Source organism: Streptomyces sp. NPDC042638, assembly GCF_040647235.1.
Classification (GTDB): domain Bacteria; phylum Actinomycetota; class Actinomycetes; order Streptomycetales; family Streptomycetaceae; genus Streptomyces; species Streptomyces rameus.
Genome location: NZ_JBEZBT010000001.1, coordinates 326,331 through 351,242, shown reverse-complemented (window position 1 = coordinate 351,242; position 24,912 = coordinate 326,331). Strand labels below are relative to the sequence as shown.

Here is a 24,912-nt window from a genome sequence, read left to right as displayed (position 1 = left end):
CCTCGGTGCTTTCCAGGTCTTCGCTTTCGCGTTTCCCTTTCCGGCGGTTCCGACTTTATCAGAAGTTCTTGGCCGGTCTGACCGGCCGCTCATTTCTGAGTAATCGGAGGGCTTCCCGGAATGTCACTCACGACTTACCGGAGAAGCAACTAGATTCTATCGCTTGCCCCGGAACATGTCCAGTAGGCAACTGTTTGAATCTACCTCCCCACTCCCTCCGTGTCAACGGCTCTTGCGGGGCGAAGAGGAGACTAGCAGCTCACAGGGGCCGAACGCACATCAGGCGGCAGCCGGTACGGACGCGCTGCGGTCCGTCGCATCGAGATCGCCGGTCTCACCCGAGCGTGCCGCCCGGCCACCGAGGACGTAGACGTACGCGAGGAATGCCAGCTCGGCGGCGACCCCTATCCCGATGCGCGCCCAGGTGGGCAGGCCGGAAGGGGTGACGAAACCTTCGATGCAACCGGATACGAACAGGACCAGGGCAAGACCGATCGCCATGCCGATCGCGGACCGCCCCTCCTCCGCGAGAGCCGCGCGCCGGGTGCGCGGGCCGGGATCGATCAGCGTCCAGCCCAGGCGCAGGCCGGTACCGGCGGCGACGAAAACCGCGGTCAGTTCGAGCAGGCCGTGCGGAAGGACCAGGCCGAGGAAGGTGTCGAGGCGGCCTGCCGACGACATGAGGCCGGCTCCCACGCCCAGATTGAGCATGTTCTCGAAGAGGATCCAGAGGACCGGGAGTCCCAGGAAGACCCCCAGGACCAGGCACATCGCCGCCGCCTGGGCGTTGTTCGTCCAGACCTGGGCGGCGAAGGCGGCCGCGGGGTGGCTGGAGTAGTAGGTCTCGTACTCGCCGCCGGGACGGGTCAGCTCGCGCAGCTGGCTGGGCGCGGCGATGGACGACTGGACCTCGGGATGGGTGCCGATCCACCAGCCCAGGAGGACGGCGATGACGGTGGACACGAGTGCGGTGGGCACCCACCAGTGGCGGGCGCGGTAGACGGCGGCCGGGAACCCCTGGCCCAGGAAGCCCGTGACGTCCCGCCATGAGGCGCGGCGGGTGCCGGCGACGGCACTGCGCGCGCGTGCCACGAGCTGGCTGAGCCGCCCGGTCAGTTGCGGGTCCGGAGCACTGGACTGGATGAGGGAGAGGTGGGTGGCGGTCCGCTGGTAGAGGGCGACGAGTTCATCCGCTTCCGCACCGGTGAGACGGCGCCGGCGACGGAGCAGTGCGTCGAGCCGGTCCCATTCGGCTCGGTGTACTGAGACGAAGACGTCCAGGTCCATCGGATCTGCCTGCTCCTCGACTGGTCTCGACTGGTCGTCCACGGCGCGTCGTGGATGCTCGTGATTGCTGTCAGCTTGTCCTACTGCGGCGCGGTGAGCCCACAGCTTGGCAGACTTGCAGTTCAGGGGTGGACCAGGAAAGGGCGACGGGCGTGAGTGAGCTGGTGACGGGCGAGGCGGTGGCGCTCGAACTGCGGCCCGCGAAGCTGCCGAGCAGGGCGCTTGCCGTGTTGCTCGACCTGGTGGTGGCGATGGTCGCGTACATCGTCGTGATCATGGTGCTGGTGGCGTCGACGGCTTCGCTGGATGAGGCCGCGCAGGCGGCACTGTCCGTCGCAGCGTTTCTGTTGGTGCTGGTCGGCGGGCCGATAGCCGTCGAGACCCTCAGTCATGGGCGTTCGCTGGGCAAGCTGGCTTTCGGACTGCGGGTGGTACGCGACGACGGTGGGCCCATCCGGTTCCGGCACGCGCTGGTACGGGGTGCGATCGGGGTGGTCGAGATCCTGATGACGCTCGGGGTGGTGGCGTGTATCGCCTCGCTGGTCTCGGCGCGGGGGCGGCGGCTCGGGGACGTGTTCGCGGGCACCCTGGTGGTGCGCGAGCGGATACCGGCCGGGCGCGACGGCTTCGTTCCGCCCCCGCCTCCGTGGCTCGCGGGACGGTTCACCGAGCTGGATCTGTCGGCGGTGCCGAACGGGTTGTGGCTCGCCGTCCGGCAGTACCTGACCCGGACGCGGCAGCTCGATCCGCAGGTGTCGGCGGCCATGGGGCAGCGGTTGGCGGCCGATCTCGCGGGGCGTACGGGTGCTCCGGTGCCGGGTGATCTTCAGCCCGCCGCTTTCCTGGCGGCCGTGGTGCATGAGCGGCAGACCCGTGAGGCCCGGCAGGCGTTCGGTCGCACCGGTCCCGGTCACACCGGTCTCGGTCGCACCGGTCTCGGTCACACCGGTCCGGCGGGGGACGGCTTCTACCCGTCGGCGGCACAGCCGGGCGGCGTATCCGGCCCGTACCCACCCTCGTATCAGCTCCAGTACCCACCCTCGTATCAGCCCCAGTACCCGCCGTCTCCGGCTCCCCGTCAGCCTCTCGCTTCCTCGCCGCCCCCGGAAGCCGAGCCGGAAGCCGAGCCGCAGGCCGATGAGCGGGCCGACCGGCCGGCCACCGGGTTCGCGCCGCCCGCATAGGGAGCGGCCGGCCCGGGGATCAGGCGAATCTCGACGGTGGTGTCTGAAGGTCCTCCAGCTCGATGCCGGGCGCGGCCAGGACGACGTCGCCGGAGATGTGGACCGCATGCTGTTCGCCGGTGTCCAGGGCCGTGACCTGGTATTCCTCCACGGTCAGGGGGCCGTTGTCAGTGGCGTGTGCTTCGCTGTTCACCAGAGCCCAGGACTGGTCCACGGTGCGGGGGGCGAGGACCGGGTCGGTGAAGGCCACGAGGCGTACGCGGGTTGCCGCGGACGAGGGGGTGAGGCGCAGGAGACGGGCGGTGGCGACGAGGAACGCGGGGGACGTGCCGGTGAAGGCGTGGGCGCGCACATTGCCTTCGGTGGCATAGGTTCCGGTGGGGTCGGTGCGGACCCAGGTGACGCCGTCGAGGGCGGCGCCGCGCACCTGCCAGCCACCCGCGTGCAGTTCCAGGCGAAGAGGGCGGCCGAGGTCGTCCAGAGCGAGGTCGACCGATCCGCGGTGGTCGCCGGCGGGGCCGGTCAGCCGGGAGACGTAGCGCCAGCCGGACGGGCCGGGGGCGCACTGGAAGTGTTCTTCCGCGAGGGGGGTGTGATCGTGCGGATCATGGAGCGAATAGCGGCCGTGGGGCATGGGGATCCTGGGTCGTGACGGGCTGGTCCAGCCGGAGGCCATAGGTCCTGGGAGCTGGAAGCCATCGGTCCCGGGGGGCTGGAGGTTGTAGGTCCTGGGAGCCAGAGGGCTTTGTGTTCTGAAGGCCATGGTCCGGTGGGCCAAAGGGGCAGGCCCCCGGCACGGGGGTGCGGGGGCCTGCCTCTGAGGACCTGCTGCTGGGGAAGTACGTCGGTGCACCGGCGCACTCCCCCCGCCGACCGGCCTGTGAGATCACCGGGCTACGGGATCACCGGCCTGAGGGGTCACCGGCTCAGTAGCGGTAGTGGTCGGGCTTGAACGGGCCGTCGACCTCCACACCGATGTACGCCGCCTGCTCCGGGCGCAGCTTGGTGAGCTTGACGCCGAGTGCGTCGAGGTGGAGGCGGGCGACCTTCTCGTCGAGGTGCTTGGGCAGCGTGTACACACCGGTCGGGTACGCGTCGGGCTTGGTGAACAGCTCGATCTGGGCCAGGGTCTGGTCCGCGAAGGAGTTGGACATCACGAACGACGGGTGACCGGTGGCGTTGCCCAGGTTCAGCAGGCGGCCCTCGGACAGCACGATGATCACCTTGCCGTCGGGGAACGTCCAGGTGTGGACCTGCGGCTTGACCTCGTCCTTGACGATGCCCGGGATCCTGGCCAGGCCGGCCATGTCGATCTCGTTGTCGAAGTGACCGATGTTGCCGACGATCGCCTGGTGCTTCATCCGGGCCATGTCCGAGGCCATGATGATGTCCTTGTTACCGGTCGTGGTGATGAAGATGTCGGCCTTGTCGACGACCTCGTCCAGGGTCGTGACCTGGTAGCCGTCCATCGCCGCCTGCAGCGCGCAGATCGGGTCGATCTCGGTGATCACCACCCGGGCACCCTGCCCCCGCAGGGACTCCGCGCAGCCCTTGCCCACGTCACCGTAACCGCACACCACAGCGGTCTTGCCGCCGATCAGCACGTCGGTGGCCCGGTTGATGCCGTCGATGAGGGAGTGACGGCAGCCGTACTTGTTGTCGAACTTCGACTTCGTCACCGCGTCGTTGACGTTGATCGCCGGGAAGAGCAGGACACCGTCGCGCTGCATCTCGTACAGACGGTGGACACCCGTGGTGGTCTCCTCCGTCACACCACGGATCTCCGAAGCCAGCTGGGTCCACTTGCGCGAACCGTCCGTGATGGTGCGGTGCAGCAGCTCCAGGATGACACGGTGCTCATCGGACTCGGCCGTCTCCAGAGCGGGGACCTTGCCGTCCTTCTCGTACTCCACACCCTTGTGCACCAGCAGAGTGGCGTCACCGCCGTCGTCCAGGATCATGTTCGGGCCGCCGGTCGGGCTGTCCGGCCACGTCAGCGCCTGCTCCGTGCACCACCAGTACTCCTCCAGCGTCTCCCCCTTCCAGGCGAACACCGGAACACCCCGGGGATCGTCCGCGGTGCCCTCCGGACCGACCGCGATGGCGGCGGCCGCGTGGTCCTGGGTGGAGAAAATGTTGCAGGAGGCCCACCGGACCTGGGCACCCAGGGCGACCAGGGTCTCGATGAGCACGGCGGTCTGCACCGTCATGTGCAGGGAACCGGTGACACGGGCGCCGGCCAGCGGCTGCGCCTCGGCGTACTCCTTACGGATCGCCATCAGACCGGGCATCTCATGCTCGGCGAGAGTGATCTCCTTGCGGCCGAACTCGGCCAGCGACAGATCGGCGACCTTGAAGTCCTGTCGGTTCTCGACAGTCGTCATGGGAAGCTGCTCCTCGGGGTTGGGGCGAGGTGGGTACGGCTGTTCTGCGCGGCGGCGGACACCGGGGGTGCCCGAAAGAGGACACAGGCATGCCCGCGTACGCGCAGCGCAGTCCGTCGGAGGCCCTCTCTCCCTCGGTCGGTCCTCGTGGGACCGCCCGACCGCCATCAGCAGCGACGTCTGGCTCCGTCCCAAGCTACACCGGAGGACCCGGTCGCCCCCAGTCCGTCGGACGTTCTTCGCGGCCGTGGTGACCGGCACGCTGGTGGCGCCGGCGGCGGTGGCGCTGGTTGATGTGCCCGCTTTGACATGGGCGGGCACGGAGCGTTCATGGAGAGCCGCTATCCTCCGCGCCGCGGACGGGCCGCGTGGGGAGGGCGGGACATGGCGGGCAGAGGACGGGGACTGGGCATCGCCGCGCTGGTGGCGGGGCTGTTGGGGGTGGTACTGGCCGGCGGTGCTTTTCTGTACGGGCGTGACGCGTACGGCACGGGCACCATGCCGAGCCAGAGCATGGCGCCGTCGTACCGGAAGGGCGACCGGATCTTCTGGGAGCCTGTGGACGGGAGCGAGGTGCGGCGCGGTGACGTCGTGCTGTTCTCGCTGCCGGAGCGCTACAAGTCCGACGGTGTGTTCGTGCAGCGGGTGATCGGTGTGGGCGGCGACCGCGTGGCCTGCTGCACGACTGTCGGTAGTGAGGAGCGGGTCACCCTGAACGGCAGGCCGATCAAGGAGCCCTACGTGTACGGGGGCGACGCCGACGGAGTGCACCGGCCGTACGACGTGAAGGTGCCGCGGGGCCGGCTGTTCCTGATGGGAGACCAGCGGTCCAACGCGATGGACTCCCGCTTCTTCGCCGCGGAGCAGGGCGGGACCGTTCCCCTGGACGCCGTTCAGGGGCGGGTGACGGACGACCGTGCGGGCCCGGCGCTGCTGGGTACGGCCCTGCTCGTCGGCGGGGCGCTCGTCCTCACCGGGGTCGGGCTGGGGATCGGTTTCCTGGTGGTACGGCGGAGGAGGGCGCCGGCGGTGCCGCCGGCGCCGTGGCCGGTGCGGCCGGTGTGACGTCGGCCGGTACGTCGGCCGGTGCCACCGGCGATCCGGCATCTGCCGGGCGGCTTCAGCCGTCGTACCGGGCGTCAGTGGCCGACGGGGTGCGGGGTCGGGCCGCCAGGGGTCGCCTCGGGGTCCGGGCCCTTGGCGGCCTCGGTCTCGCTGTAGATGTCCGGTTCCAGGTAGATGACGCGGGCGATGGGGACGGCCGCGCGGATGCGGGCCTCGGCGGCGTTGATGGCGGTCGCGACCTCTGCGGCCGTGTCGTCGTGCTGGACGGCGATCTTGGCGGCGACCAGCAGTTCCTCGGGGCCGAGGTGCAGGGTGCGCATGTGGATGATGCGGGTGACCGTCTTGCCGTCGACGGTCGCCGCCTCGATCTTCTTGACGACCTCGATGCCCGCGGCCTCGCCGAGCAGCAGCGACTTCGTCTCGGCGGCGAGCACCAGGGCGATCAGGACGAGCAGGACACCGATGCAGACCGTGCCGATGCCGTCCCAGATGCCGTCGCCGGTGAGCAGGGCGAGGCCGACGCCGCCGAGGGCGAGGACCAGACCGATGAGCGCGCCGAAGTCCTCCAGGAGGACGACGGGCAGCTCGGGAGCCTTGGCGCGGCGGATGAACTGGGCCCAGGAGAGCTTGCCGCGCAGCTCGTTGGACTCCTTGATGGCCGTGCGGAAGGAGAAGCCCTCGGCGATGATCGCGAAGAGGAGGACGCCGACCGGCCAGTACCAGTGCTCCAGTTCGTGGGGGTGGCGGACCTTCTCGTAGCCCTCGTAGATGGCGAACATGCCGCCGACGGAGAAGAGGACGATCGAGACCAGGAAGGCGTAGATGTACCGCTCGCGCCCGTAGCCGAAGGGGTGTTGCGGGGTGGCCTCGCGCTGCGCCTTCTTGCCGCCGACGAGCAGCAGGAACTGGTTGCCGGAGTCGGCGAGCGAGTGAACGCCCTCGGCGAGCATCGAGGAGGAGCCGCTGAACGCGAACGCCACGAACTTCGATGCCGCGATCGCGAGGTTGGCGCCGAGTGCCGCCACGATCGCCCTGGTACCGCCTGACGCGCTCATGTGTCCGCGTTGTCCCTTCGACTCTGTCGGCCTCTGTCGCCCTCTGCGTCCGTCCGGACGGGCTTCCGTACAGACGGGTGCCCGGCTTTGCCCGGCCTTTGCCGGTGGGTCATTCTTGCAGCCCGGCCGGGCACCGCTGCGTCAGGTGTCCACAACCGCGGTCATATGATCCACCGGCTTTCCACAGCCCTGGTCATACGATCACTGTGGCGCGGAAGAGCGTGCCCGCGCCCGAGATCTCGGCCTTCTCGCCGGCCGGGACGAAGACCGACTGACCGGGGCCCAGTTCGTGCTCGCCCGCCCGGACGGTACCGGCCGTGCAGAGCAGGATCTGCGGGGTGTTCCGGGTGACGTCGTGGGCGGTGCCGCCGGCGGAGAGGACGTACCGGGAGAGCCGGAACTCGTCGATCGGCGTCTCGTAGACCTCCTCGCCGTCCGCGGACGCCTCGGGGCGCAGCACGCCGGGGTCGCTCGCTTCGAAGCGGACGACGCGCAGAAGTTCGGGGACGTCGACGTGCTTGGGGGTCAGGCCGCAGCGCAGGACGTTGTCGGAGTTGGCCATGATCTCGACGCCGAGGCCGCTGAGGTAGGCGTGCGGGATGCCGGCGCCGAGGAACAGGGCCTCACCGGGCTGCAGCCGGACGTGGTTGAGCAGCATGGCAGCGATGACGCCGGGGTCGCCGGGGTAGTGGTGGGCGATGTCGGCGTACGGGGCGTAGGCGCCGCCGAGGCGGGTGCAGGCGGCGGTGGCCTCGGCGACGGTGTGGGCGATCTCCTCCGGGTCGGCGCCGAGGATCGCGGTGAGGACCTCGCGCAGGGCCGCGTCCTCGGGGTGGGCGTGCAGCAGGTCGACGTACGGCTTGAGGGAGTCGACGCCGAGACCGTCGAGCAGGTCGGCGGCCTGGGCCGGGGCGCGGAAGCCGCACAGCCCGTCGAACTCGGTGAGCGCGCAGATCAGTTCGGGCTTGTGGTTGGCGTCCTTGTAGTTGCGGTGCGGGGCGTCGGCCGGGATGCCGCGCCGCTCCTCGTCCGCGTAGCCCTCCTCGGCCTGCTTCAGGTCGGGGTGCACCTGGAGGGACAGGGGCGCTCCGGCGGCGAGGATCTTGAGCAGGAACGGCAGGCGCGGGCCGAACCTGGCGACCGCGCGGGCGCCGAGTTCCCGCTCGGGGTCGGCCTCGATGACCTCGACGAGGGTCCCGCGCGCGGTGCGCGACGGCGCGCCGGGGTGCGCGCCCATCCACATCTCCGCCTGGGGTTCGCCGCTCGGCGCGACGCCGAGGAGGTGCGGGATGGCGGTGGTGGAACCCCAGGCGTAGGGACGGACGGTGTTGTCGAGGCGGTCCATGTGTCTTCTCTGTCTTCCGTACGTTCGCGGCTCGGCCGGCGTTGTCGCTCCGTCCCGCGCCCTCGGTGGGCGCGGTCGGTCGGCCAGGAGCCAGATCAGGCCCTCGAAGCGAGCGCCAGGTAAACGGCGGCGAAATCCGTGACGGCGATCAGTTCCGCGAGGGTCTCCAGCTCGCCGCCCTCCTCCGGTTCGAGTTCGCTGATCGGTGTGTCGTGGCTGAGGGCCACTTCACGGGCGGCGGGGGCCGCGGTGAGGCCGCTGATCGGGCGGTCGCGGAGCAGGACCACGCGCGCGTGCAGCGCGGGCGGCTCCTCCACGCGGTCGCGGAAGAAGTCGTCCGGGTCGGCACTGGCGGCGAGCGGGCCGGCCAGCAGGGCGCTGTGCTCGGCGAGCGCCTCGGGCAGTTCGGCGACCAGGGCGGGGCGGCCGGCGAGTTCGGCGAGGGCGGCGGCGAACCGGCGGCCCGCCGGGCCGGCCGAGGTGCCTTCCGTCCACACCACGGGCAGGGCGTCGGCGAGTTCGGCGGCGAGGGTCTTGGCGGGGTTGCTGTACGTCGCGATGGCCGGGCCGCAGCGCTCCGCGATGTGGTCCAGGCGGTCGGCGACCTTCTCCAGGGCGTCCGGCGGGGCGGCGAGCAGGCCGATGCGGTCGAGTACGGCCAGCAGCGGGGTCAGCAGCGCCCAGAAGACGCCGGGGGAGGACGCGGCGAGCGGTTCCTCCTGGTCGTACGGTGCCGTGGCCATCGGTACGAACAGGCCGTGCGCACCGGCGACGGCCTCGGCGAGCGGGGCGTTGGGCGGGGCCACACCGACGACCGAGCAGCCGCGGCGGTACGCCTGCTCGGCGAGGAGGGAGAGGCTCGGTTCGGTGCCGTCGGGGGTGGCGATCAGCAGCAGGTCCACGGATCCGACCCAGCCCGGAAGCTCCCAGCGCAGGGCGCCCGCGGCCGAGGCGACGCCGCTGGGGGCGAGCCGGACGACGGGACTGCCGACGCCGGCCAGCGTGCCGATGAGGCTGGCGGTGTGGGTGGCGGCGGCGCCGGGGCCCGCGATGAGGACCGCGCGGGGGCGGCCGTCGGGCTTGAGGTCGCCGACGCCGGCCTCGGCGGCGTGCCGGGCGGCGGTGCGGACGCGGGCGCCGGCCTCCGCCGCGCCGCGCAGCAGACCTCGGTGGTCGGCCTCGGCGAGGCCCTCCGGGGTGTCGAGCAGCGATTCGTCCAGCATGGGCGGCAGCCTCCGGTCGCCGGGGATCCTGGGGTCCTACGAGGTGACGGGCCTCGTCACGCGGGGCGGCGGGCCTCGTCGACCAGCAGGACCGGGATGCCGTCGCGAACCGGGTAGGCGAGGCCGCAGTCCTGGCCGGTGCAGATCAGCTCGCTGTCCTGCTCCTTCAGGGGGGCGTGGCAGGCCGGGCAGGCGAGGATCTCCAGGAGGCCGGCTTCGAGCGCCATGGGGGTGTCCCTTCGAGGGCGGATATGTGTCTGTGGATATGCCTGGTCAGCGTACCGCTGATGGGCGGCCCCGCTCAGCCCCTGATGATCGCCAGTGCCTCGTCGCGGATCCTGGTCATCGTCGCCTCGTCCTTGGCCTCGGCGTTCAGCCGGAGGAGGGGCTCCGTGTTGGACGGACGGACGTTGAACCACCAGTCGGCGGCGGCGACGGTGAGGCCGTCGAGGTCGTCGAGGGTGACGTCGGCGCGGCCCTCGTACGCGGTGCGGATCGCGGCGAGGCGGGCGGACTGGTCGGCGACGGTGGAGTTGATCTCGCCGGAGCCGGTGTAGCGGTCGTACTGGGCGGTCAGGGCGGACAGCGGGCCCTGCTGGCCGCCGAGGGCCGCGAGGACGTGCAGGGCGGCGAGCATGCCCGTGTCGGCGTTCCAGAAGTCCTTGAAGTAGTAGTGGGCCGAGTGCTCGCCGCCGAAGATGGCGCCGGTGCGGGCCATCTCGGCCTTGATGAAGGAGTGGCCGACCCGGGTGCGGGCCGGGGTGCCGCCGTTCTCCCGTACGACCTCCGGGACTGTGCGGGAGGTGATCAGGTTGTGGATGACGGTGCCCTTGCCGCCGTTGCGGGCCAGTTCGCGCGCGGCGACCAGGGCGGTGACCGCGGACGGCGAGACCGGGTCGCCGTGCTCGTCCACGACGAAGCAGCGGTCCGCGTCGCCGTCGAAGGCGATGCCGAGATCGGCTCCCTCGGCCGGGACCCGCTTCTGCAGGTCCACGAGGTTGGCCGGGTCGAGCGGGTTGGCCTCGTGGTTGGGGAAGGTGCCGTCCAGTTCGAAGTACATCGGGACGAGGGTCAGCGGCAGGCCGGCGAAGACCGTGGGGACCGTGTGGCCGCCCATGCCGTTGCCGGCGTCGACCACGACCTTCAGGGGGCGGATCGAGGTGAGGTCGACCAGGGAGCGCAGGTGTGCCGCGTAGTCGTCCAACGTCTCGCGCGAGGTGAGGGTTCCCGGCCGGGCCACCGGTCGCGGGGCGCCCTCCGTCAGCCAGCGCTCGGCCAGGGCGCGGATCTCCGCGAGCCCCGTGTCCTGGCCGACGGGGGCGGCGCCCGCGCGGCACAGCTTGATGCCGTTGTACTGGGCCGGGTTGTGGGAGGCCGTGAACATCGCGCCCGGGAGGTCCAGCGCGCCGGAGGCGTAGTACAGCTGGTCCGTGGAGCACAGGCCGATCTCGGTGACGTGCACGCCCTGGTCCGCCGCGCCGCGCGCGAAGGCGCGCGAGAGGCCGGGGGACGAGGGCCGCATGTCGTGCCCGACGACGATGGCCGTCGCTCCCGTCACCTCCGCGAAGGCGGCGCCGAAGAGGCCGGCCAGCGTCTCGTCCCACTGGTCCGGCACCACTCCGCGTACGTCGTACGCCTTCACGATCTGCGACAGATCCGCAGCCACGGCCAACCTCCTGAAAGTCCTATGGGTGCCCACAAACTACCCGTCGGGAGCTGGGCGAGGTACGCGGACGCCGGGTGGAGGCCCGGTGGCCCCTCACCCGTAACGCCCGGGCGGGCGGCCCGTCACGCCCTGTGGCGGTGGCGCGGGGTGGCGTTCGGCGTTCCGCCGTGCGCTCGGCTCTCCGTGCGCGTGCAGTTCTCCGTGCGCTCAGTTCTCCGTGCGCTCAGTTGTCCGGGGTCTCCGTGCGCTCAGTTCTCCGTGCGCTCAGTTGTCCGGGGAGCGGAGGACTCTCAGGTGGCCGCGGCGGGCGACCTCCATGGGATCGACGGCGCGGGAACCGCCGCCACCCGCCTCGGCCGCGCGCTCCTGGGGGCGGGCGGCCTCGCGCACGGCGTTGGCAAGCGCTTCCAGGTCGTCTCCGCTGGGCCGGGCCGGCGCGGAGCCGTCGAGGAGTCGTACGACCTCCCAGCCGCGCGGGGCGGTGAGGCGCTCGGAGTGCTCGGCGCACAGGTCGTAGCAGTGCGGTTCGGCGTAGGTGGCGAGCGGGCCGAGGACCGCGGTCGAGTCGGCGTAGACGTACGTCAGCGTCGCGACGGCGGGTCGGCCGCAAGCGGTTCGCGAACAGCGACGTACAGGGCTCACGACGTTGGACGGTACCGCACTCTTGAGCGGGCCGCGACGACTCTCCACCAGGTCACTCCACCGTGTCGACCCGTGAACCGTCTCACACACCCTTTCGAACGGGATCCGCTGACCTGCACGGACGGACTTCCGGCCCCTATCCCGAGGAACCGCGCCCGGTCATGAGTCGGCACAAACACCGTCAATAGCCTTGAGTTCGACGGTCCTGTAGAGATATGGAAACGAGCCAGACCTTGGCCGGAATGGTCATCCTGCGACATGGGGGCCCGAGGCCGGTTGCCGCGTGGAGCCGGACGGGCGGAGGGTGCGGGGACTAGGCTTCACCAGTGATGGACAACCGTGTACCGCCCAGTGCCACCGGCCCCGGGCCCCGTCGCCGTGATCGCCACGGGCGGGGCATGCGAGGGCCGATCGCGCCGCCGCAGGTGCCGCTGGCGGCCAGCCGCGCCGAGGTGTTCGCGGACCTGGTGCAGGACTCCGTGGAGCGCCTGGAGCGGCGGTGGCCGCAGCTGGCCGACATCGACTTCCTCGTGCTGGAGGTGCCCCGGCTGGACGGGCGGGGTGACCACCCGGTGTGGGAGGACGAGACCGTGCCGCTCGGCGGGACCATCCCCGCGGGTGACGGACGACGGGCCCGGGTGGTCGTGTACCGGCGGCCGGTGGAGATCCGGACCAAGGGGCGGGACGAGCGGGCCGCGCTGGTGCACGAGGTGGTCGTGGAGCAGGTGGCCGAGCTGCTCGGGCTGACGCCGGAGACCGTGGACCCCCGGTACGGGGAGGACTGAGGACCGGCAGGCCTCGCGCACCGCTCAGTGGCTGAGCGGAGAGGCGGATCGCCTGCCCACGCGCGGGCGGGCTACTTCTGCAGGATCGACAGGTCCTCCTGCGTCTGCGGTACCGCCACCATGCCGCGGTCGTTCGGGAGGGTCTGGACGGTGAAGGCGGGGATGCCTCCCTCGGTGGCGGCCAGCGTACGGGAGGCGTAGACCGGACCGCCGGAGACGGGTTCCACCGTGAGGGCGTACGTGCCCTTCAGGCCCGTGGGGACCGGGGCGTCGACGTCCTGGGTAGTACCGGACTTGACGGTGTAGGTCTTGGTCACCGGGCTTCCGCCCTCGCTGCCCGCCGAGGCGGTCACCTTGACCGTGGCCGTGCCGCCGGGCGCCGTCAGGGCCAGGGTGGTGCCCTTCGCGCTGTTGTCGGCCGAGGTCGCGCGCGTGCCCACGGCGGCGGCGGCCGGGATGAACGCCGTCTCCCTCTTGTCGCCCTTGCCCCGGATCACCTGGAGGGCCGCGACGACCGGGACCGCCTGGTCGGTGGGGGTGAGGACCAGGGACCCGGCCTCGCCACGGGTGACGTCGCCGAGGTCGACCGTGGTCGTCGTGCCGGACTTGACGTGCAGGGTCTCGTTCCCCGCCGGGGTGATCAGGCCGTCGGGCGAGGCCAGGCGGATCTTCAGGTCGGCGTCGTCGTCGCCATGGGTGAAGGCGATCAGGCGGACGTCGGTGGCGTCCTTCGGGATGCCGGGCAGGACCAGGCTCGCGGCCGGGTCTGCGGCAGCGGCCAGCCAGTCTCCGCCCACCTTGTCGTCGAGGGCCTGCACGGCCGCGCCGACCCGTCCGCTGCGGACGCTGACGTGCACGGTCAGGCCGGACTGACGTTCGTCGGTGAGCGTGGAGAGCAGGATCGCGTCGCTCGCGTGCGGCTTGACGGTGAGGTTTTCCCCCAGCGAGGACTTGATCGCGCCGTCCTTGCCGTACAGCTCGACGTCGACCACGGCGGCGGAGTCGTCGGGGTTGGTCAGGTGCACGTAGTCGGTACGGCCGGCGCCCGTGTCCGCGCCCGGGAACCAGAACTCGGTGTCGGCACCGGTGCAGTTGACGCCCTGGAGGCCGCGGCCGGTGCCGGCGGCGACCTCGGTGGTCTCCTGGACGGTCCAGCCCGGCGCGAACCCGCCGTCCGCGGTGCCGATGAGCGCGGGCGTCTCGGCGCCCGAGGTGTCGCCGGTGACCGGCGTGCCCGGCGCCTTCGGGGTGAGGACCGGCTGATCGCCCTTCTTCCCGGAGCCCTTGCCGCTCTTGCCGCCCTTCTGCGCGCCGGCCGGACCGTCCGCGGACTGCCCGTCGGCCGCCCGCAGTTGCGCCGTGCCGCCGCTCGCGGCGCCCTTGGTGACGGGCGTGAAGGAGGTGTACGACGTGTCGGCGATGTCCGACATGCTCGGTGCCGGACAGAGCAGGCCGGTGCGCTCCACGGGCAGTTGGGCGGCTGCCTCGGGGGCGGCCTTGGCGGCGGACGGCGAGTCGAGCGAGGCGAACGCGGTGACGGCGGCCAGCGCGGTCGTACCGGCGATCAGGGACAGGGTGGTGCGGTTCACTGCTGGCTCCCGTCGGGGCGCTGGCTGCCGGTGCCGTGGGGGTGCTGGGCCGGGTCGTAGCCCTGCTGGGCGGGGTCGTACTCCGGGTCGTAACCCTGCTGGGCGGGGTCGTACTCCGGGTCGTAACCCTGCTGCTGGTAGGCCGTCGGGTCGTACGGCACCTGGTCGGCGGTGCCGTTGTACGCGTACGGGTCGTACGGGGCCGTCTGGTAAGGGTCCGGCTGCTGGTACGCCTGCTGGTCGTAGCCCGTGGCGGTCTGGTACGGGTCGGGGGCATAGCCGTCGTAGCCGGTCTGCCCGTAGGCGGCCGGGTCCGTCCCCCAGTCCTGGCTCTCCTCGGCCGGAGGGACCCCCGTGTCGTACGACTGCTGGTGGGGTACGGCGGCCGGGGGCTGGTCCGGAGCCGGTGGCACGTGGGGCTGGTCCGGCACCGGGGGCGCGCCGTCCTGGTTCTCCGCGGACGCCTCCTCGGCCTGGGCGCGCAGGCGGCGGGCGCGGCGGCCCTCGCCGGCGGTGGCCTGGGCGGGCACGGGCTGCTCCTCGGGCAGGTCGTCGTCGACGTCGCGGCGGCGGCCGGGCAGGGCGAGGACGACCAGGACGACGGCGAGCGCGCCCTGCGCCCAGAGCCAGGCGGTGTGGGCGAGCGGGGCGTCGTAGGTGACGTCCAGCCTGCCGCCGGCGGGGGGCAGCTGGAAGCCCTGGGCCCAGCCGTCGACGGTGGTGCGGGTGAGCGCCTTGCCGTCGAGGGTGGCCGTCCAGCCGTCGGCGGCGCTGTCGGCGAGGCGCAGGACGCGGCTGCCGGAGCCGGCGGGGATGGTGGTGTGGATCTCCACCGGTCCCGCGGTGACCGGCTGGGCCTTGCCCTGGCCGGCGGCGGGCACGATGGCCGCGCGGGCGACCTCCTGGTCGACGCGCCACAGGGCGCTGCCGTTCTGCTGGCTGAGACGGGCCAGGCCGGGGGTGGCGTCGAGGACGCGGGTGATCTCGCGGGGGGCACCCTTGTGGACGAGGACGTAGCGCACGGCGAAGCCGCCGAGTTCGTCGGCCTGGTCGGCGCCGGAGCCGGCGACCAGATTGGCGACGATCTTGTCCAGGCGGGCGTTCCTGCCGCCGGCCGCGGTGAGTTCGGCATCGCCCATGCGGGCGCCGGCGCCGCGGACCAGGGTGTAGCGCACGCGTGCGGTGGAGTCGCTGTCCAGGACCAGGGTGCGGGCCTGTTCGCCGCCGGTGGTGTCCTCGGCGACGAACGCGGGCACCTGGGCCGGGGCGCTGCGCTCCAGGGGGCCGTCGGCGCCGCGGATCATCCAGCCGGCGGCGACGAGCAGCGGGCCGGCTGCCGAGGCGAAGGCGATCAGGGCGGCGACGGGCTGGCGCCAGCCGAAGCTCTGCTCGGCCACCCGCGCGCGTGCGCCGTCGGCGCCGAGGGCGGCGGCGGCCAGCAGGGCGATGCCGTAGACGAGGGTCGCGGGCCCGGCCCAGGCGGACTTGTTGGACAGGACCGCGAGGACCAGGCCGACCAGGGCGACGGCCCAGGCGGCGCGGATGCCGAGCTGCCGTTCGGAGCGCAGGAGGGCGGCGAGCGCGGCGAGCACGATGCCGATGAGCATCAGGCCGTGCACGGTGCCCGGGCCGCCGGGAGAGGCGCCGAGCAGGTCGAGCGCGGAGGCGGCCGAGGGGCCGTACTCCAGGCCGGCCTCCTGGAAGAAGCCGGTCGGGAGGAGGGTCAGCGACCAGGGGGCGAGGACCAGCAGCGGGGTGCCGAGCTGGGCGAGGAAGCGCGGCCCGTGGCCGACGAGGTCGCGGCGGCGCAGCACGAGCACGCCGAGGCCGAGCAGCAGCGCGATGGGCCAGACGACGGGGGTGAAGGCGGTGGTGATGGTCAGCAGCAGGGCGTACGCCCAGGTGGCGCGCCAGCTGCCGCGCGCGCCCGTGCGGTTGGCCAGGCCGCTGGCGGCGATGCCCGCGCGCGCGATGAGCGGCAGCAGCACGGCGAGGACGGCGGTGCCGACACGGCCGCCGGCCAGGGCCCCGGTGGTGGCGGGCAGGAAGGCGTAGGCGATGGCCGCCCAGGCGCGCAGCAGCCGGGAGGCGACCAGGGGCCGGGAGGCGAAGTAGGCGGTGAATCCGGCGAGCGGCACGGAACCGACCAGCAGGACGGTGACGGCGAGTCCGGTGGAGCCGAACAGGAGCGAGGCGAGGGTCGCGACGACGGCCAGGTAGGGCGGTGCGGACGGGGTGCCGCCGGCGCCCGCCGGGTGCCAGCCGTCCGCGTAGCGCGACCAGAGGCCGCCCACGTCGGCCGGGGCGGGCAGCAGGGCGCCCCCGGTGAGCGCGCCGCCGCCGAGCAGGGCACGGCAGGCGACGAGGGCGATGAGCAGCAGCGCGAGGAAGAGCACCGGGCCCGGTTTGCGGGCGATCCGCTTGAGCCGGGCGAACTGCTCGACCTGGAGGAAGTCGGCGTCGTCGCCGCCGGGCCCGGACTCCACGGCGCCGCCGTGCCGGCCGGCCGAGGAGGTGTCGAGGTCGCTGTCCCGGGTGAGGTTGCCCGCGATCTGTTCCACGGTGGCCCGGACGGTCGCGCCGGGCGGCGGGAACAGTTGGCGCAGTTCGCCCTTGTCGATCCGGGCGGGGCCGCGACGGCGCCGGGCGGCGATGATCCGCTCGGGCCGCAGCAGGGTGCTCAGCAGGCCGCGGATCTCGTCGACGGCCTGGCCGGGAACCTTGCCGACGAGGTACGCGAGGGTGCGCAGGACGGTGCCGAGAACGAGCCGCAGCAGCACCCAGGGCAGCGCGGCCGTGCGGGTGTTGACGAGCAGGGTGTAGACGGCGCCGGCCTTGTCGACCTTGTGCGGGGACGCGGTGGTGCGGCCGGCGCAGTCGACCGTGCGGCGCTCGCGGGAGGCGGCCTCGGCGTGCCGGACGACCGCGTCGGGGGCGACCAGGACGCGGTGGCCGGCCGTGTGGGCGCGCCAGCACAGGTCGACGTCGTCGCGCATGAGGGGCAGCCGGCGGTCGAAGCCGCCGAGCTGTTCGAAGACGTCGCGGCGGATGAGCATGCCGGCGGTGGAGACGGACAGCACGGCGCGGACGTGGTCGTGCTGTCCCTGGTCCTGTTCGCGGCGGTCCAGGCCGGTCCAGCGGCGGCCGGAGTGGGCGATGGAGACGCCGACCTCCAGCAGCTGCCGGCGGTCGTACCAGCCGCGTAGCTTGGGGCCGACGACCGCGACGTCGTCGCGGCCGAGTTCGAGTTCGTTGTCGACGACGCGCAGCAGCTGGGCCAGGGCGTCGGGTTCGGGGGCGCAGTCGTCGTGCAGCAGCCACAGCCACTGGATGGGCTCGCCGTGCGGCAGTTCGGGCAGGTCGTAGGCGTCGTCGCGCCACGTCCGCGTGACCGGGTCCCAGCCGCTGGGGCGCTTGAGGTACGGCAGGTCCTCCGGGGTGAGGACGGGCGCGGTGCGGCTCGCCTCCTCCACGGCCTGGCCGAAGCCGGTGCGGCGGGCGAGGTGCAGCACACTCGTGTCGCCGAGGGCGTCGGTGAGCAGCTGGGCGGAGTGGTCCGCGCTGCCGGTGTCGGCGGCGACCGCGTACTGGACGGGGCGCTCCTGGCCGAGCAGCCCGGCGAGCGCGTCGGGCAGCCAGCGGGCGCCGTCGTGGGAGACGAGGACCGCGGTCACCACATGACGCGGGAACTCGGGCGGGCGGGTCGGGTCAAACACGGCGGTGGCGGCGTCGCGTTGGGCTGCCGCATGGCTGTGCACGGACATCGAGGTACGGGCCCCGGTTCGATGGACTGCGGTGGACGCCTGCGTCTCCTCGTGCGTCGAGGGGACAGCGGTGCGTCTCGGACGAGCGACCACACTATCGGCTGGCCACGACGACGGCCCGCCCCCTGTGGATAACCCACCGGTGACGGGCCGTTCGTGACGTTTTGGTGTGCACGCGTGCGCGTGTGCCCGCGCGTGCCACGCGCGCGTGCGGCCGTTCTTCAGACGGCGGCCTTCTTGAGGCGGCGGCGTTCGCGCTCGGACAGACCGCCCCAGATGCCGAAGCGCTCGTCGTTGGCGAGGGCGTACTCGAGGCACTCGGAGCGGACCTCGCAGGCGAGGCAGACCTTCTTCGCCTCTCTGGTGGAGCCGCCCTTCTCGGGAAAGAAGGACTCGGGGTCGGTCTGGGCGCACAGCGCGCGCTCCTGCCAGCCGAGTTCCTCGTCCGCGTCGTCGACCAGCAGTTGCTGCACCAGCTCGGTCATGTGCGCCCCTCGTCTGTCTTTCGCGTCCCCGTGGCGTGGCCGTTACCGATTTCGGCTGAACGACACGAGTGAAATTACAAGTGTGCTGCTCCGGGCGAGTCAAGCCGAGATCTGCTATTGGGCCCGTTATTCACTCTGCGGAACCAAGGCCAAGCGGAAAGTGTTCAAATCGCCATAAACCTTGACACGCAGCCGGACCCGCGGGGCCAGCCGAACCCCGTACAGATCTCTGTACGGAGAAAGACGTCCCCGTGTTCGATCCCGTTCCGGGACGCTCCAGCGCTCGGATGTGCCCCATGTGTCCCGGTACCCCCGAGAGCAAACCTTTCACCTGGCAGATGAACCGGATGAGGTGAAACATGTCCCACATACCGGGCCCCGAGTTGACAGTGCGGGTGTGAACCGATGTCCTATTGGGCATGCTCGCGAACTTGGCACTCACCTCGACCCGCACCGCCGGGTCCCTCGGTGCCGCCCGCGCGCGCTGTAGCTGTTGTTGCTGTCCCAGCTGTTGAGCCGAGCCCGCTCCGGCTGTTCCCGAGCCCATCACGGCTCGGTCGCGTTCACCGCTCCCTGATCCCCCATCCAGGGCACCCCGCCCGCCCGTGACCCGGGCGGACCGTACGCGTCACCCCAGCTCCAGCCCCACTCTTCTGCCGAGGACCACCGCATCCCGATGAACAGCGACAACGACCTCCAGATCGCCGGCGACATCCTCGAAGTACCGCACCTGCTCCAGCCGCCGCGCGAGCACCCGGCCACCGTCGCCGAGTTCGTGGGGCTCGCCCGCTCGGTCGCCGCCGACCGGGACCAGTGGGCGCACCTCGTCCGGTACGACGCCACCACCCGCTGGTACCACCGGCTGCGCACCGGTCCCGGCTATGAGGTGTGGCTGCTGTCCTGGGTGCCCGGACAGGGCAGCGGGCGGCACGACCACGGCCGCTCCTCCGGCGTGTTCACCGTTCTGCGGGGCACCCTCACCGAGCACTGCGCACGCGGCACACGCGTGCTGGCGGCGGGCGCCCAGCACGTCTTCGCGCCGGGGTACGTCCACGAGGTCGTCAACGACGCGCTGGAGCCGGCGGTCAGCCTGCACGTGTACGCCCCGGGACTGACCGAGATGCCGATGCACGCCTCCCCGCTCTGCGAGGCGCGTGCGGTGACTGCCTGACGCGTTGTCGGACCCGCCTGCGAGACTTGGCGCATGCGCATTGTGGTTCTGGCAGGCGGCATCGGCGGTGCCCGTTTCCTGCGCGGTCTGAAGCGGGCCGTGCCGGACGCGGACGTCACGGTCATCGGCAACACCGGCGACGACATCCACCTCTTCGGTCTGAAGGTCTGCCCGGACCTGGACACGGTGATGTACACGCTGGGCGGCGGCATCAACGAGGAGCAGGGCTGGGGACGGACCGACGAGACCTTCCACCTCAAGGAGGAACTGGCGGCCTACGGGGTCGGACCGGAGTGGTTCGGGCTCGGTGACCGGGACTTCGCCACGCACATCGTGCGGACGCAGATGCTCGGCGCCGGCTATCCGCTGAGCGCGGTCACCGAGGCGCTGTGCGACCGCTGGAAGCCGGGCGTGCGGCTGATCCCGATGACCGACGACCGGGTCGAGACGCACGTGGCCGTCGAGGTGGACGGCGAGCGCAGGGCGATCCACTTCCAGGAGTACTGGGTACGGCTGCGCGCCTCCGTCCCGGCCGAGGCGGTCGTCCCGGTGGGCGCCGAGCAGGCCAAGCCGGCCCCGGGCGTGCTGGAGGCCATCGCCCAGGCGGACGTGATCCTCTTCCCGCCGTCCAACCCGGTCGTGTCCATCGGCACGATCCTCGCCGTCCCCGGCGTCCGCGAGGCCATCGCCGACGCGGGCGTGCCGGTGGTCGGCCTCTCCCCGATCGTCGGGGACGCGCCCGTGCGCGGGATGGCCGACAAGGTGCTCGCCGCGGTCGGCGTGGAGTCCACCGCCGCGGCGGTCGCCGAGCACTACGGCTCGGGGCTGCTGGACGGCTGGCTGGTCGACACCGTGGACGCGGACGTGGTCGAACGGGTCGAGGCGGACGGCATCCGCTGCCGGGCCGTACCCCTGATGATGACCGACGTGGACGCGACCGCGCAGATGGCCCGGGAGGCGCTGGCGCTCGCCGAGGAGGTGCGCGGGGCATGAGCACAACGCCATCCGCCGCGGCGGACGACCGGCCGGAGTACAGGGTCTGGGCCCCCGCCGGCATCCCCGAGGTGCAGCCGGGCGACGACATCGCCAAGCTGATCGCCGCGGCCGAGCCGGGCCTGGCCGACGGTGATGTGCTGATCGTCACCTCCAAGATCGTCTCCAAGGCCGAGGGACGGGTCGTGCGGGCGGCCGACCGGGAGGCCGCCATCGACGCCGAGACGGTCCGGGTGGTGGCCCGGCGCGGCACCCTGCGCATCGTGGAGAACCGGCAGGGCCTGGTCATGGCCGCCGCCGGGGTCGATGCCTCCAACACCCCCGCGGGCACCGTGCTGTTGCTGCCGGAGGACCCGGACGCGTCCGCGCGCGCGATCCGGGCCGGCCTGCGCGACGCCCTCGGCGTCAACGTCGGTGTCCTCGTCAGCGACACCTTCGGGCGGCCTTGGCGCGCGGGGCTCACGGACGTGGCGATCGGCGCCGCCGGGGTGCGCGTGCTGGACGATCTGCGCGGGGGCACGGACGCGCACGGCAACCCGCTCAGCGCGACCGTCGTGGCCACGGCGGACGAGCTGGCCGCCGCCGGTGACCTGGTCAAGGGAAAGGCGGCCGCCCGCCCGGTGGCCGTCGTACGCGGGCTGTCGCACGCGGTGCGGCCCGAAGCCGACGATGCGAGCGAGGGCGCGCGGGCGCTGGTGCGCGACGCGGCCGACGACATGTTCCGGCTCGGCACCTCGGAGGCGGTCCGGGAGGCCGTGACCCAGCGCCGTACCGTGCGGGCCTTCACCGACGAGCCCGTCGACCCCGGCGCGGTCCGCCGCGCGGTGGCGGCGGCGGTCACCGCGCCCGCCCCGCACCACACCACGCCCTGGCGGTTCGTGCTGCTGGAGTCGGAGCGGTCACGGGTACGGCTGCTCGACGCGATGCGGGACGCCTGGATCGCCGACCTGCGCCGGGACGGCAAGAGCGAGGAGTTCATCGGCAAGCGGATCCGCCGCGGTGACGTCCTGCGCGACGCGCCGTACCTGATCGTGCCCTGTCTCGTCATGGACGGCTCGCACACCTACGGGGACGCCCGGCGGGACGGTGCCGAGCGGGAGATGTTCGTGGTCGCGACGGGCGCGGGCGTGCAGAACCTGCTGGTCGCGCTGGCCGGGGAGCGGCTGGGCTCGGCGTGGGTGTCGTCCACGATGTTCTGCCGGGACGTGGTGCGCGAGGTGCTGGAACTGCCGGCCGACTGGGACCCGATGGGCGCGGTCGCGGTCGGCCGTCCGGCACAGGTGCCGAAGGCGCGGCCGGAGCGGGACGCGGGGGCGTTCGTCGAAGTGCGGTGAACCGCCCCGGACACCGCCTAGTCTCGTAGGACAGCCCCAGCGCCCCTAGGACCTCATCAGTGGCAGGACGTTTCGCCCCGCGACCCACCCGCGCGACCGTGCGCGGCGGGCAGGTCGCCGTACCCGCGGGGCCCGCCGCCGGGATACCGCGGCAGCCGGCGGCGCCGGCGCGGGTGCGGCGGTGGGTGCCGGAGGGGCCGCTCGACCTCGGGCTGACGCTCGGGCCGCTGCGGCGCGGACCCGGCGACCCGACGTTCCGGGCCGCTCCGGACGGTTCCGTGTGGCGGGCCTGCCGTACGCCCGCCGGACCGGGCACGCTGCGGGTGCGCGCGTACGGCGGTGAGGTGCTCGGCGAGGCGTGGGGTCCGGGCGCCGCGTGGCTGCTGGACGGGCTGCCCGCACTGCTCGGCGCGGCCGACGACGCCGACGCCTTCGTGCCCCGGCACCGGGTGGTGGCACTGGCCCGGCACCGGCGCCCGGGGCTGAGGCTGACCCGGACCGGGCTGGTACTGGAGTCGCTGATCCCGTCGGTACTGGAACAGAAGGTCACGACCGTCGAGGCGTACGCGGCGTGGCGGATGCTCGTGCGGAAGTTCGGGGAGCCGGCGCCGGGCCCCGCGCCCGGGCGGATGTACGTGATGCCGGCGCCCCGGACCTGGGCGCTGATTCCCTCCTGGGAGTGGCACCGGGCCGGGGTCGACGACAAGCGGGCGTCGACGATCCTGCGGGCCGTTCGGGTCGCCGCCCGGATGGAGGAGGCGACCGGGATGGAGCCGGACGCCGCCCGGGCGCGCCTGGAGGTGGTCCCGGGGATCGGGCCGTGGACGTCGGCGGAGGTGGTGCAGCGCAGTCACGGCGCGGCGGACGCGGTCACGGTGGGAGACCTTCATCTGCCGGGCATCGTGGGCTGGGCGCTGGCCGGGGACCGGACCGCGGACGACGCCGAGATGCTGCGGCTGCTCGAGCCGTACGCGGGCCAGCGGCATCGGGCGGCCCGGCTGATCCTGCTGAGCGGGAGGGTGCCGCCCCGGCGGGCGCCGCGGATGACCGTCGGTGACATCGGCCGGCTGTGAGGTGTGGGCCGGCCGACTGCGAGGTATGGGCCGGCGGACTGCTCCAGGGCGGCCGGTTGTCAGGTGCGGGGCGCCGACTGCGTGATGCGGGGCGGCCGACTGCGTGATGCGGACCGGCCGGTTCTCGGCTGCGGGGCGGCATTTGCGCACTGCGGGGCGGCCAGGCGGAGAGATACGGATCGGACGGCCGCGAACCGCGGGGCGGCCAGGCGGAGAGGTACCGGGCGGTCAGTTGTGGACTGCGGGGCGGTCGGCGGTGAGGTGAGGGGCGGTCGGCGGTGGCGGGGCGGTGGACGCGCCGTGCAGCCGTAGCGCCTGGGCCAGGCACGCGACCGCGGCCGTGGTCAGGAGGGTCCGCACGAGGTTGGCGGCCGACCAGACGCCCTTGAACCGGTCGACCAGCGACAGGTCCGCAGCCTTCGCCGGGTCGCCGAGACGGGCGAGTTCGCTGTTCAGCGGCAGGTTCACGGAGACGGTGAGCACCAGCACGGCCAGGTAGAGCACGCCGGCCCCGGCCGCCCACGCGGCCGCGGCCCCGCGCCCTCGCCGGTGCTCGGCGACGGCGGCCCACACCGTGGCCACGAGGGCACCGAGGAAGACGACCGCGAACGGACCGCTGTTGTCGATCGCGTCGTTGAAGTTCCGCATCGCCGTCAGATAGGCGGCGTCGTCCAGCCGGGAGAGCCCCGGCATGACCGACAGGTCGTAGGCGTAGAACAGGCCGGACAGCAGGCCCATCGCGACGCAGCCCACGGTGAGCAGCACACCGGCTGCGCCGCCGGAACGGCGCGGATCCACTGACATCATCAAGTCCTCACTGTGCTCGGATGTACGGCTGACGGGCGGGCGGGCGGCGACCCCAGGACGACCGTCCCCGCCGACGCGGGCCGGGCGGCCAGTACCGGTTCGCCGCCGCTCGCCCGGTACTCCTGCGGACTCACGCCCCGCACGCGTTTGAACGCCGAACTCAGCGCGAACGCGCTGCCGTAGCCCACCTGGCGGGCCACCTCGGTCAGGGTGGTGTCCGGCCGGCACACCAGGTCGGCGGCGAGGGTGAGCCGCCACTGCGCCAGGTAGGCCATCGGCGGCTCCCCCACGACCGCGCTGAAGCGGCGGGCCAGGGCCGCCCGGGAGGCGCCCACCTCGCGGGCCAGCGACGCCACCGTCCAGGGCCTGGCGGGGTCGTCGTGGAGCAGCCGGAGAGCGGGGCCGACGGTCGGATCGGACTGTGCCTGGTACCAGGCGGGGACGCCGTGCTCCGGCTGTCGCAGCCAGTCCCGGAGCAGTCCCACGAAGAGCAGGTCCAACAGGCGGTCGAGGACGAGTTCCTGTCCCGGTTCTTCGCGGGCGATCTCCTGGGCCAACAGGGGGATCAGCGGGTCGTCGGTGCCCGCGGCGGTCCGCACGAGGAGGGCGGGGAGCGCGTCGAGCAGGCGGCGGCCGACCGCGCCCGGCGCCTGGTAGGTGCCGCTGAGCATGACGGCGGCGTCCGGTGCGTCGGGCTCGCCCCAGGTGCGCACGCCCTGCGCCATCGAGTCGGTGAGATCGATGCCGTCGACGGTGGTGCACCGCTGGTCGGGGCCCACGATCACCCGCACGTCGGTGCCCTGGTCGTCGGTGACGGTGTACGGGTCGGGCCCACGCAGCACCGCGAGGTCGCCCGGCTTCAGCAGGACCGGCGTCGCGCGGTCGGGCACCACCCAGGCGTCACCGCGGACCATGGTGACGAGGGACACGGGAGCACGGTCCTCGACGCGCAGCGACCAAGGCGGCCGGAACACCGACTTGAGTACGAACGCGCCGCGTGCCTTCGGGCCTTGCAGCAGGCCGGCCAGAACATCCATGGGGCGACTGTGTCAGAGCGGGC

At 72.6% G+C, this 24,912-nt stretch carries 21 protein-coding genes; 7 read left to right on the top strand and 14 right to left on the bottom strand.

Going from position 1 to position 24,912, the window contains the following annotated elements; genetic code table 11:
- Positions 1-279: 279 nt before the first annotated feature.
- Entirely contained in the window at positions 280-1,287 is a 1,008-nt protein-coding gene (locus AB0B40_RS01600; RefSeq protein ID WP_345058549.1) for a stage II sporulation protein M, read from the bottom strand.
- 152 nt (positions 1,288-1,439) lie between these two features.
- Between AB0B40_RS01600 and AB0B40_RS01595 the strand changes: the two genes are divergently transcribed.
- Positions 1,440-2,471 carry an RDD family protein gene (locus AB0B40_RS01595; protein WP_362262059.1) on the top strand — a complete coding sequence of 344 codons (1,032 nt, stop codon included), beginning with the start codon at positions 1,440-1,442 and terminating at the stop codon, positions 2,469-2,471.
- A gap of 19 nt (positions 2,472-2,490) precedes the next feature.
- On the opposite strand, the gene AB0B40_RS01590 is transcribed toward AB0B40_RS01595, so the two are convergent.
- Both AB0B40_RS01590 and ahcY read right to left on the bottom strand, forming a co-directional pair.
- Positions 2,491-3,105, bottom strand: a complete 615-nt coding sequence (locus tag AB0B40_RS01590) for a hypothetical protein (RefSeq protein ID WP_362262027.1) — start codon at positions 3,103-3,105, stop codon at positions 2,491-2,493.
- A gap of 292 nt (positions 3,106-3,397) precedes the next feature.
- The gene (gene ahcY, locus AB0B40_RS01585; protein WP_345058553.1) at positions 3,398-4,855 is read right to left on the bottom strand and encodes an adenosylhomocysteinase; all 1,458 of its coding nucleotides are present in this window, start codon (positions 4,853-4,855) and stop codon (positions 3,398-3,400) included.
- Positions 4,856-5,239: 384 nt separating this feature from the next.
- Here ahcY and lepB point away from each other — a divergent pair, with 384 nt between their 5' ends.
- Complete coding sequence (gene lepB, locus AB0B40_RS01580) at positions 5,240-5,920, top strand: signal peptidase I (RefSeq protein ID WP_362262024.1); 681 nt, start codon at positions 5,240-5,242, stop codon at positions 5,918-5,920.
- Between the two features lie 74 nt (positions 5,921-5,994).
- On the opposite strand, the gene AB0B40_RS01575 is transcribed toward lepB, so the two are convergent.
- The 6 genes from AB0B40_RS01575 to AB0B40_RS01550 all read right to left on the bottom strand — a co-directional run bounded on the left by AB0B40_RS01575 (position 5,995) and on the right by AB0B40_RS01550 (position 11,899).
- Entirely contained in the window at positions 5,995-6,975 is a 981-nt protein-coding gene (locus AB0B40_RS01575) for a cation diffusion facilitator family transporter (RefSeq protein ID WP_345058557.1), read from the bottom strand.
- A gap of 193 nt (positions 6,976-7,168) precedes the next feature.
- Positions 7,169-8,320 carry a mannose-6-phosphate isomerase, class I gene (gene manA, locus AB0B40_RS01570; protein WP_362262021.1) on the bottom strand — a complete coding sequence of 384 codons (1,152 nt, stop codon included), beginning with the start codon at positions 8,318-8,320 and terminating at the stop codon, positions 7,169-7,171.
- 95 nt (positions 8,321-8,415) lie between these two features.
- Positions 8,416-9,543, bottom strand: coding sequence for an SIS domain-containing protein (locus AB0B40_RS01565; RefSeq protein WP_345058561.1), 1,128 nt, complete (start codon positions 9,541-9,543; stop codon positions 8,416-8,418).
- Positions 9,544-9,599: 56 nt separating this feature from the next.
- Entirely contained in the window at positions 9,600-9,770 is a 171-nt protein-coding gene (locus tag AB0B40_RS01560; protein WP_345058563.1) for a Trm112 family protein, read from the bottom strand.
- A gap of 74 nt (positions 9,771-9,844) precedes the next feature.
- Positions 9,845-11,209 (bottom strand): phosphomannomutase/phosphoglucomutase, encoded by a 1,365-nt coding sequence (locus AB0B40_RS01555; protein ID WP_345058565.1) that lies wholly within the window; start codon positions 11,207-11,209, stop codon positions 9,845-9,847.
- Between the two features lie 264 nt (positions 11,210-11,473).
- Positions 11,474-11,899, bottom strand: coding sequence for a DUF3499 domain-containing protein (locus tag AB0B40_RS01550; protein WP_345058567.1), 426 nt, complete (start codon positions 11,897-11,899; stop codon positions 11,474-11,476).
- Between the two features lie 350 nt (positions 11,900-12,249).
- Between AB0B40_RS01550 and AB0B40_RS01545 the strand changes: the two genes are divergently transcribed.
- On the top strand, positions 12,250-12,636 hold the full coding sequence (locus AB0B40_RS01545; protein WP_345058569.1) for a metallopeptidase family protein: 387 nt from the start codon (positions 12,250-12,252) through the stop codon (positions 12,634-12,636).
- 71 nt (positions 12,637-12,707) lie between these two features.
- Here the strand turns inward: AB0B40_RS01545 and AB0B40_RS01540 are convergent, their stop codons facing one another.
- From AB0B40_RS01540 to AB0B40_RS01530, 3 genes are all read right to left on the bottom strand, one after another.
- Positions 12,708-14,225 (bottom strand): DUF5719 family protein, encoded by a 1,518-nt coding sequence (locus AB0B40_RS01540; RefSeq protein WP_362262014.1) that lies wholly within the window; start codon positions 14,223-14,225, stop codon positions 12,708-12,710.
- Complete coding sequence (locus AB0B40_RS01535; protein ID WP_345058573.1) at positions 14,222-17,989, bottom strand: glycosyltransferase; 3,768 nt, start codon at positions 17,987-17,989, stop codon at positions 14,222-14,224. Before AB0B40_RS01535 ends, AB0B40_RS01540 begins: the two co-directional genes overlap by 4 nt.
- A 221-nt stretch (positions 17,990-18,210) precedes the next feature.
- Positions 18,211-18,474, bottom strand: a complete 264-nt coding sequence (locus tag AB0B40_RS01530) for a WhiB family transcriptional regulator (RefSeq protein ID WP_003975777.1) — start codon at positions 18,472-18,474, stop codon at positions 18,211-18,213.
- 676 nt (positions 18,475-19,150) lie between these two features.
- Here AB0B40_RS01530 and AB0B40_RS01525 point away from each other — a divergent pair.
- From AB0B40_RS01525 to AB0B40_RS01510, 4 genes are read left to right on the top strand one after another with little or no spacing between them, the layout of a single operon-like run.
- Positions 19,151-19,645, top strand: a complete 495-nt coding sequence (locus tag AB0B40_RS01525) for a cysteine dioxygenase family protein (RefSeq protein ID WP_345058575.1) — start codon at positions 19,151-19,153, stop codon at positions 19,643-19,645.
- A gap of 33 nt (positions 19,646-19,678) precedes the next feature.
- Positions 19,679-20,638 (top strand): 2-phospho-L-lactate transferase, encoded by a 960-nt coding sequence (gene cofD / locus AB0B40_RS01520; RefSeq protein ID WP_345058577.1) that lies wholly within the window; start codon positions 19,679-19,681, stop codon positions 20,636-20,638.
- Positions 20,635-21,972, top strand: coding sequence for a coenzyme F420-0:L-glutamate ligase (locus AB0B40_RS01515; RefSeq protein WP_362262009.1), 1,338 nt, complete (start codon positions 20,635-20,637; stop codon positions 21,970-21,972). The genes cofD and AB0B40_RS01515 overlap by 4 nt, the downstream gene beginning before the upstream one ends.
- A 59-nt stretch (positions 21,973-22,031) precedes the next feature.
- Entirely contained in the window at positions 22,032-23,045 is a 1,014-nt protein-coding gene (locus AB0B40_RS01510; protein WP_345058581.1) for a DNA-3-methyladenine glycosylase 2 family protein, read from the top strand.
- A gap of 228 nt (positions 23,046-23,273) precedes the next feature.
- Here AB0B40_RS01510 and AB0B40_RS01505 read toward each other — a convergent pair whose 3' ends face one another.
- A complete protein-coding gene (locus AB0B40_RS01505; RefSeq protein ID WP_362262056.1) occupies positions 23,274-23,852 on the bottom strand; it encodes a DUF1772 domain-containing protein in 579 nt (192 codons plus the stop codon).
- The gene (locus tag AB0B40_RS01500; RefSeq protein WP_345058583.1) at positions 23,852-24,889 is read right to left on the bottom strand and encodes an AraC family transcriptional regulator; all 1,038 of its coding nucleotides are present in this window, start codon (positions 24,887-24,889) and stop codon (positions 23,852-23,854) included. Before AB0B40_RS01500 ends, AB0B40_RS01505 begins: the two co-directional genes overlap by 1 nt.
- Positions 24,890-24,912: the final 23 nt, after the last annotated feature.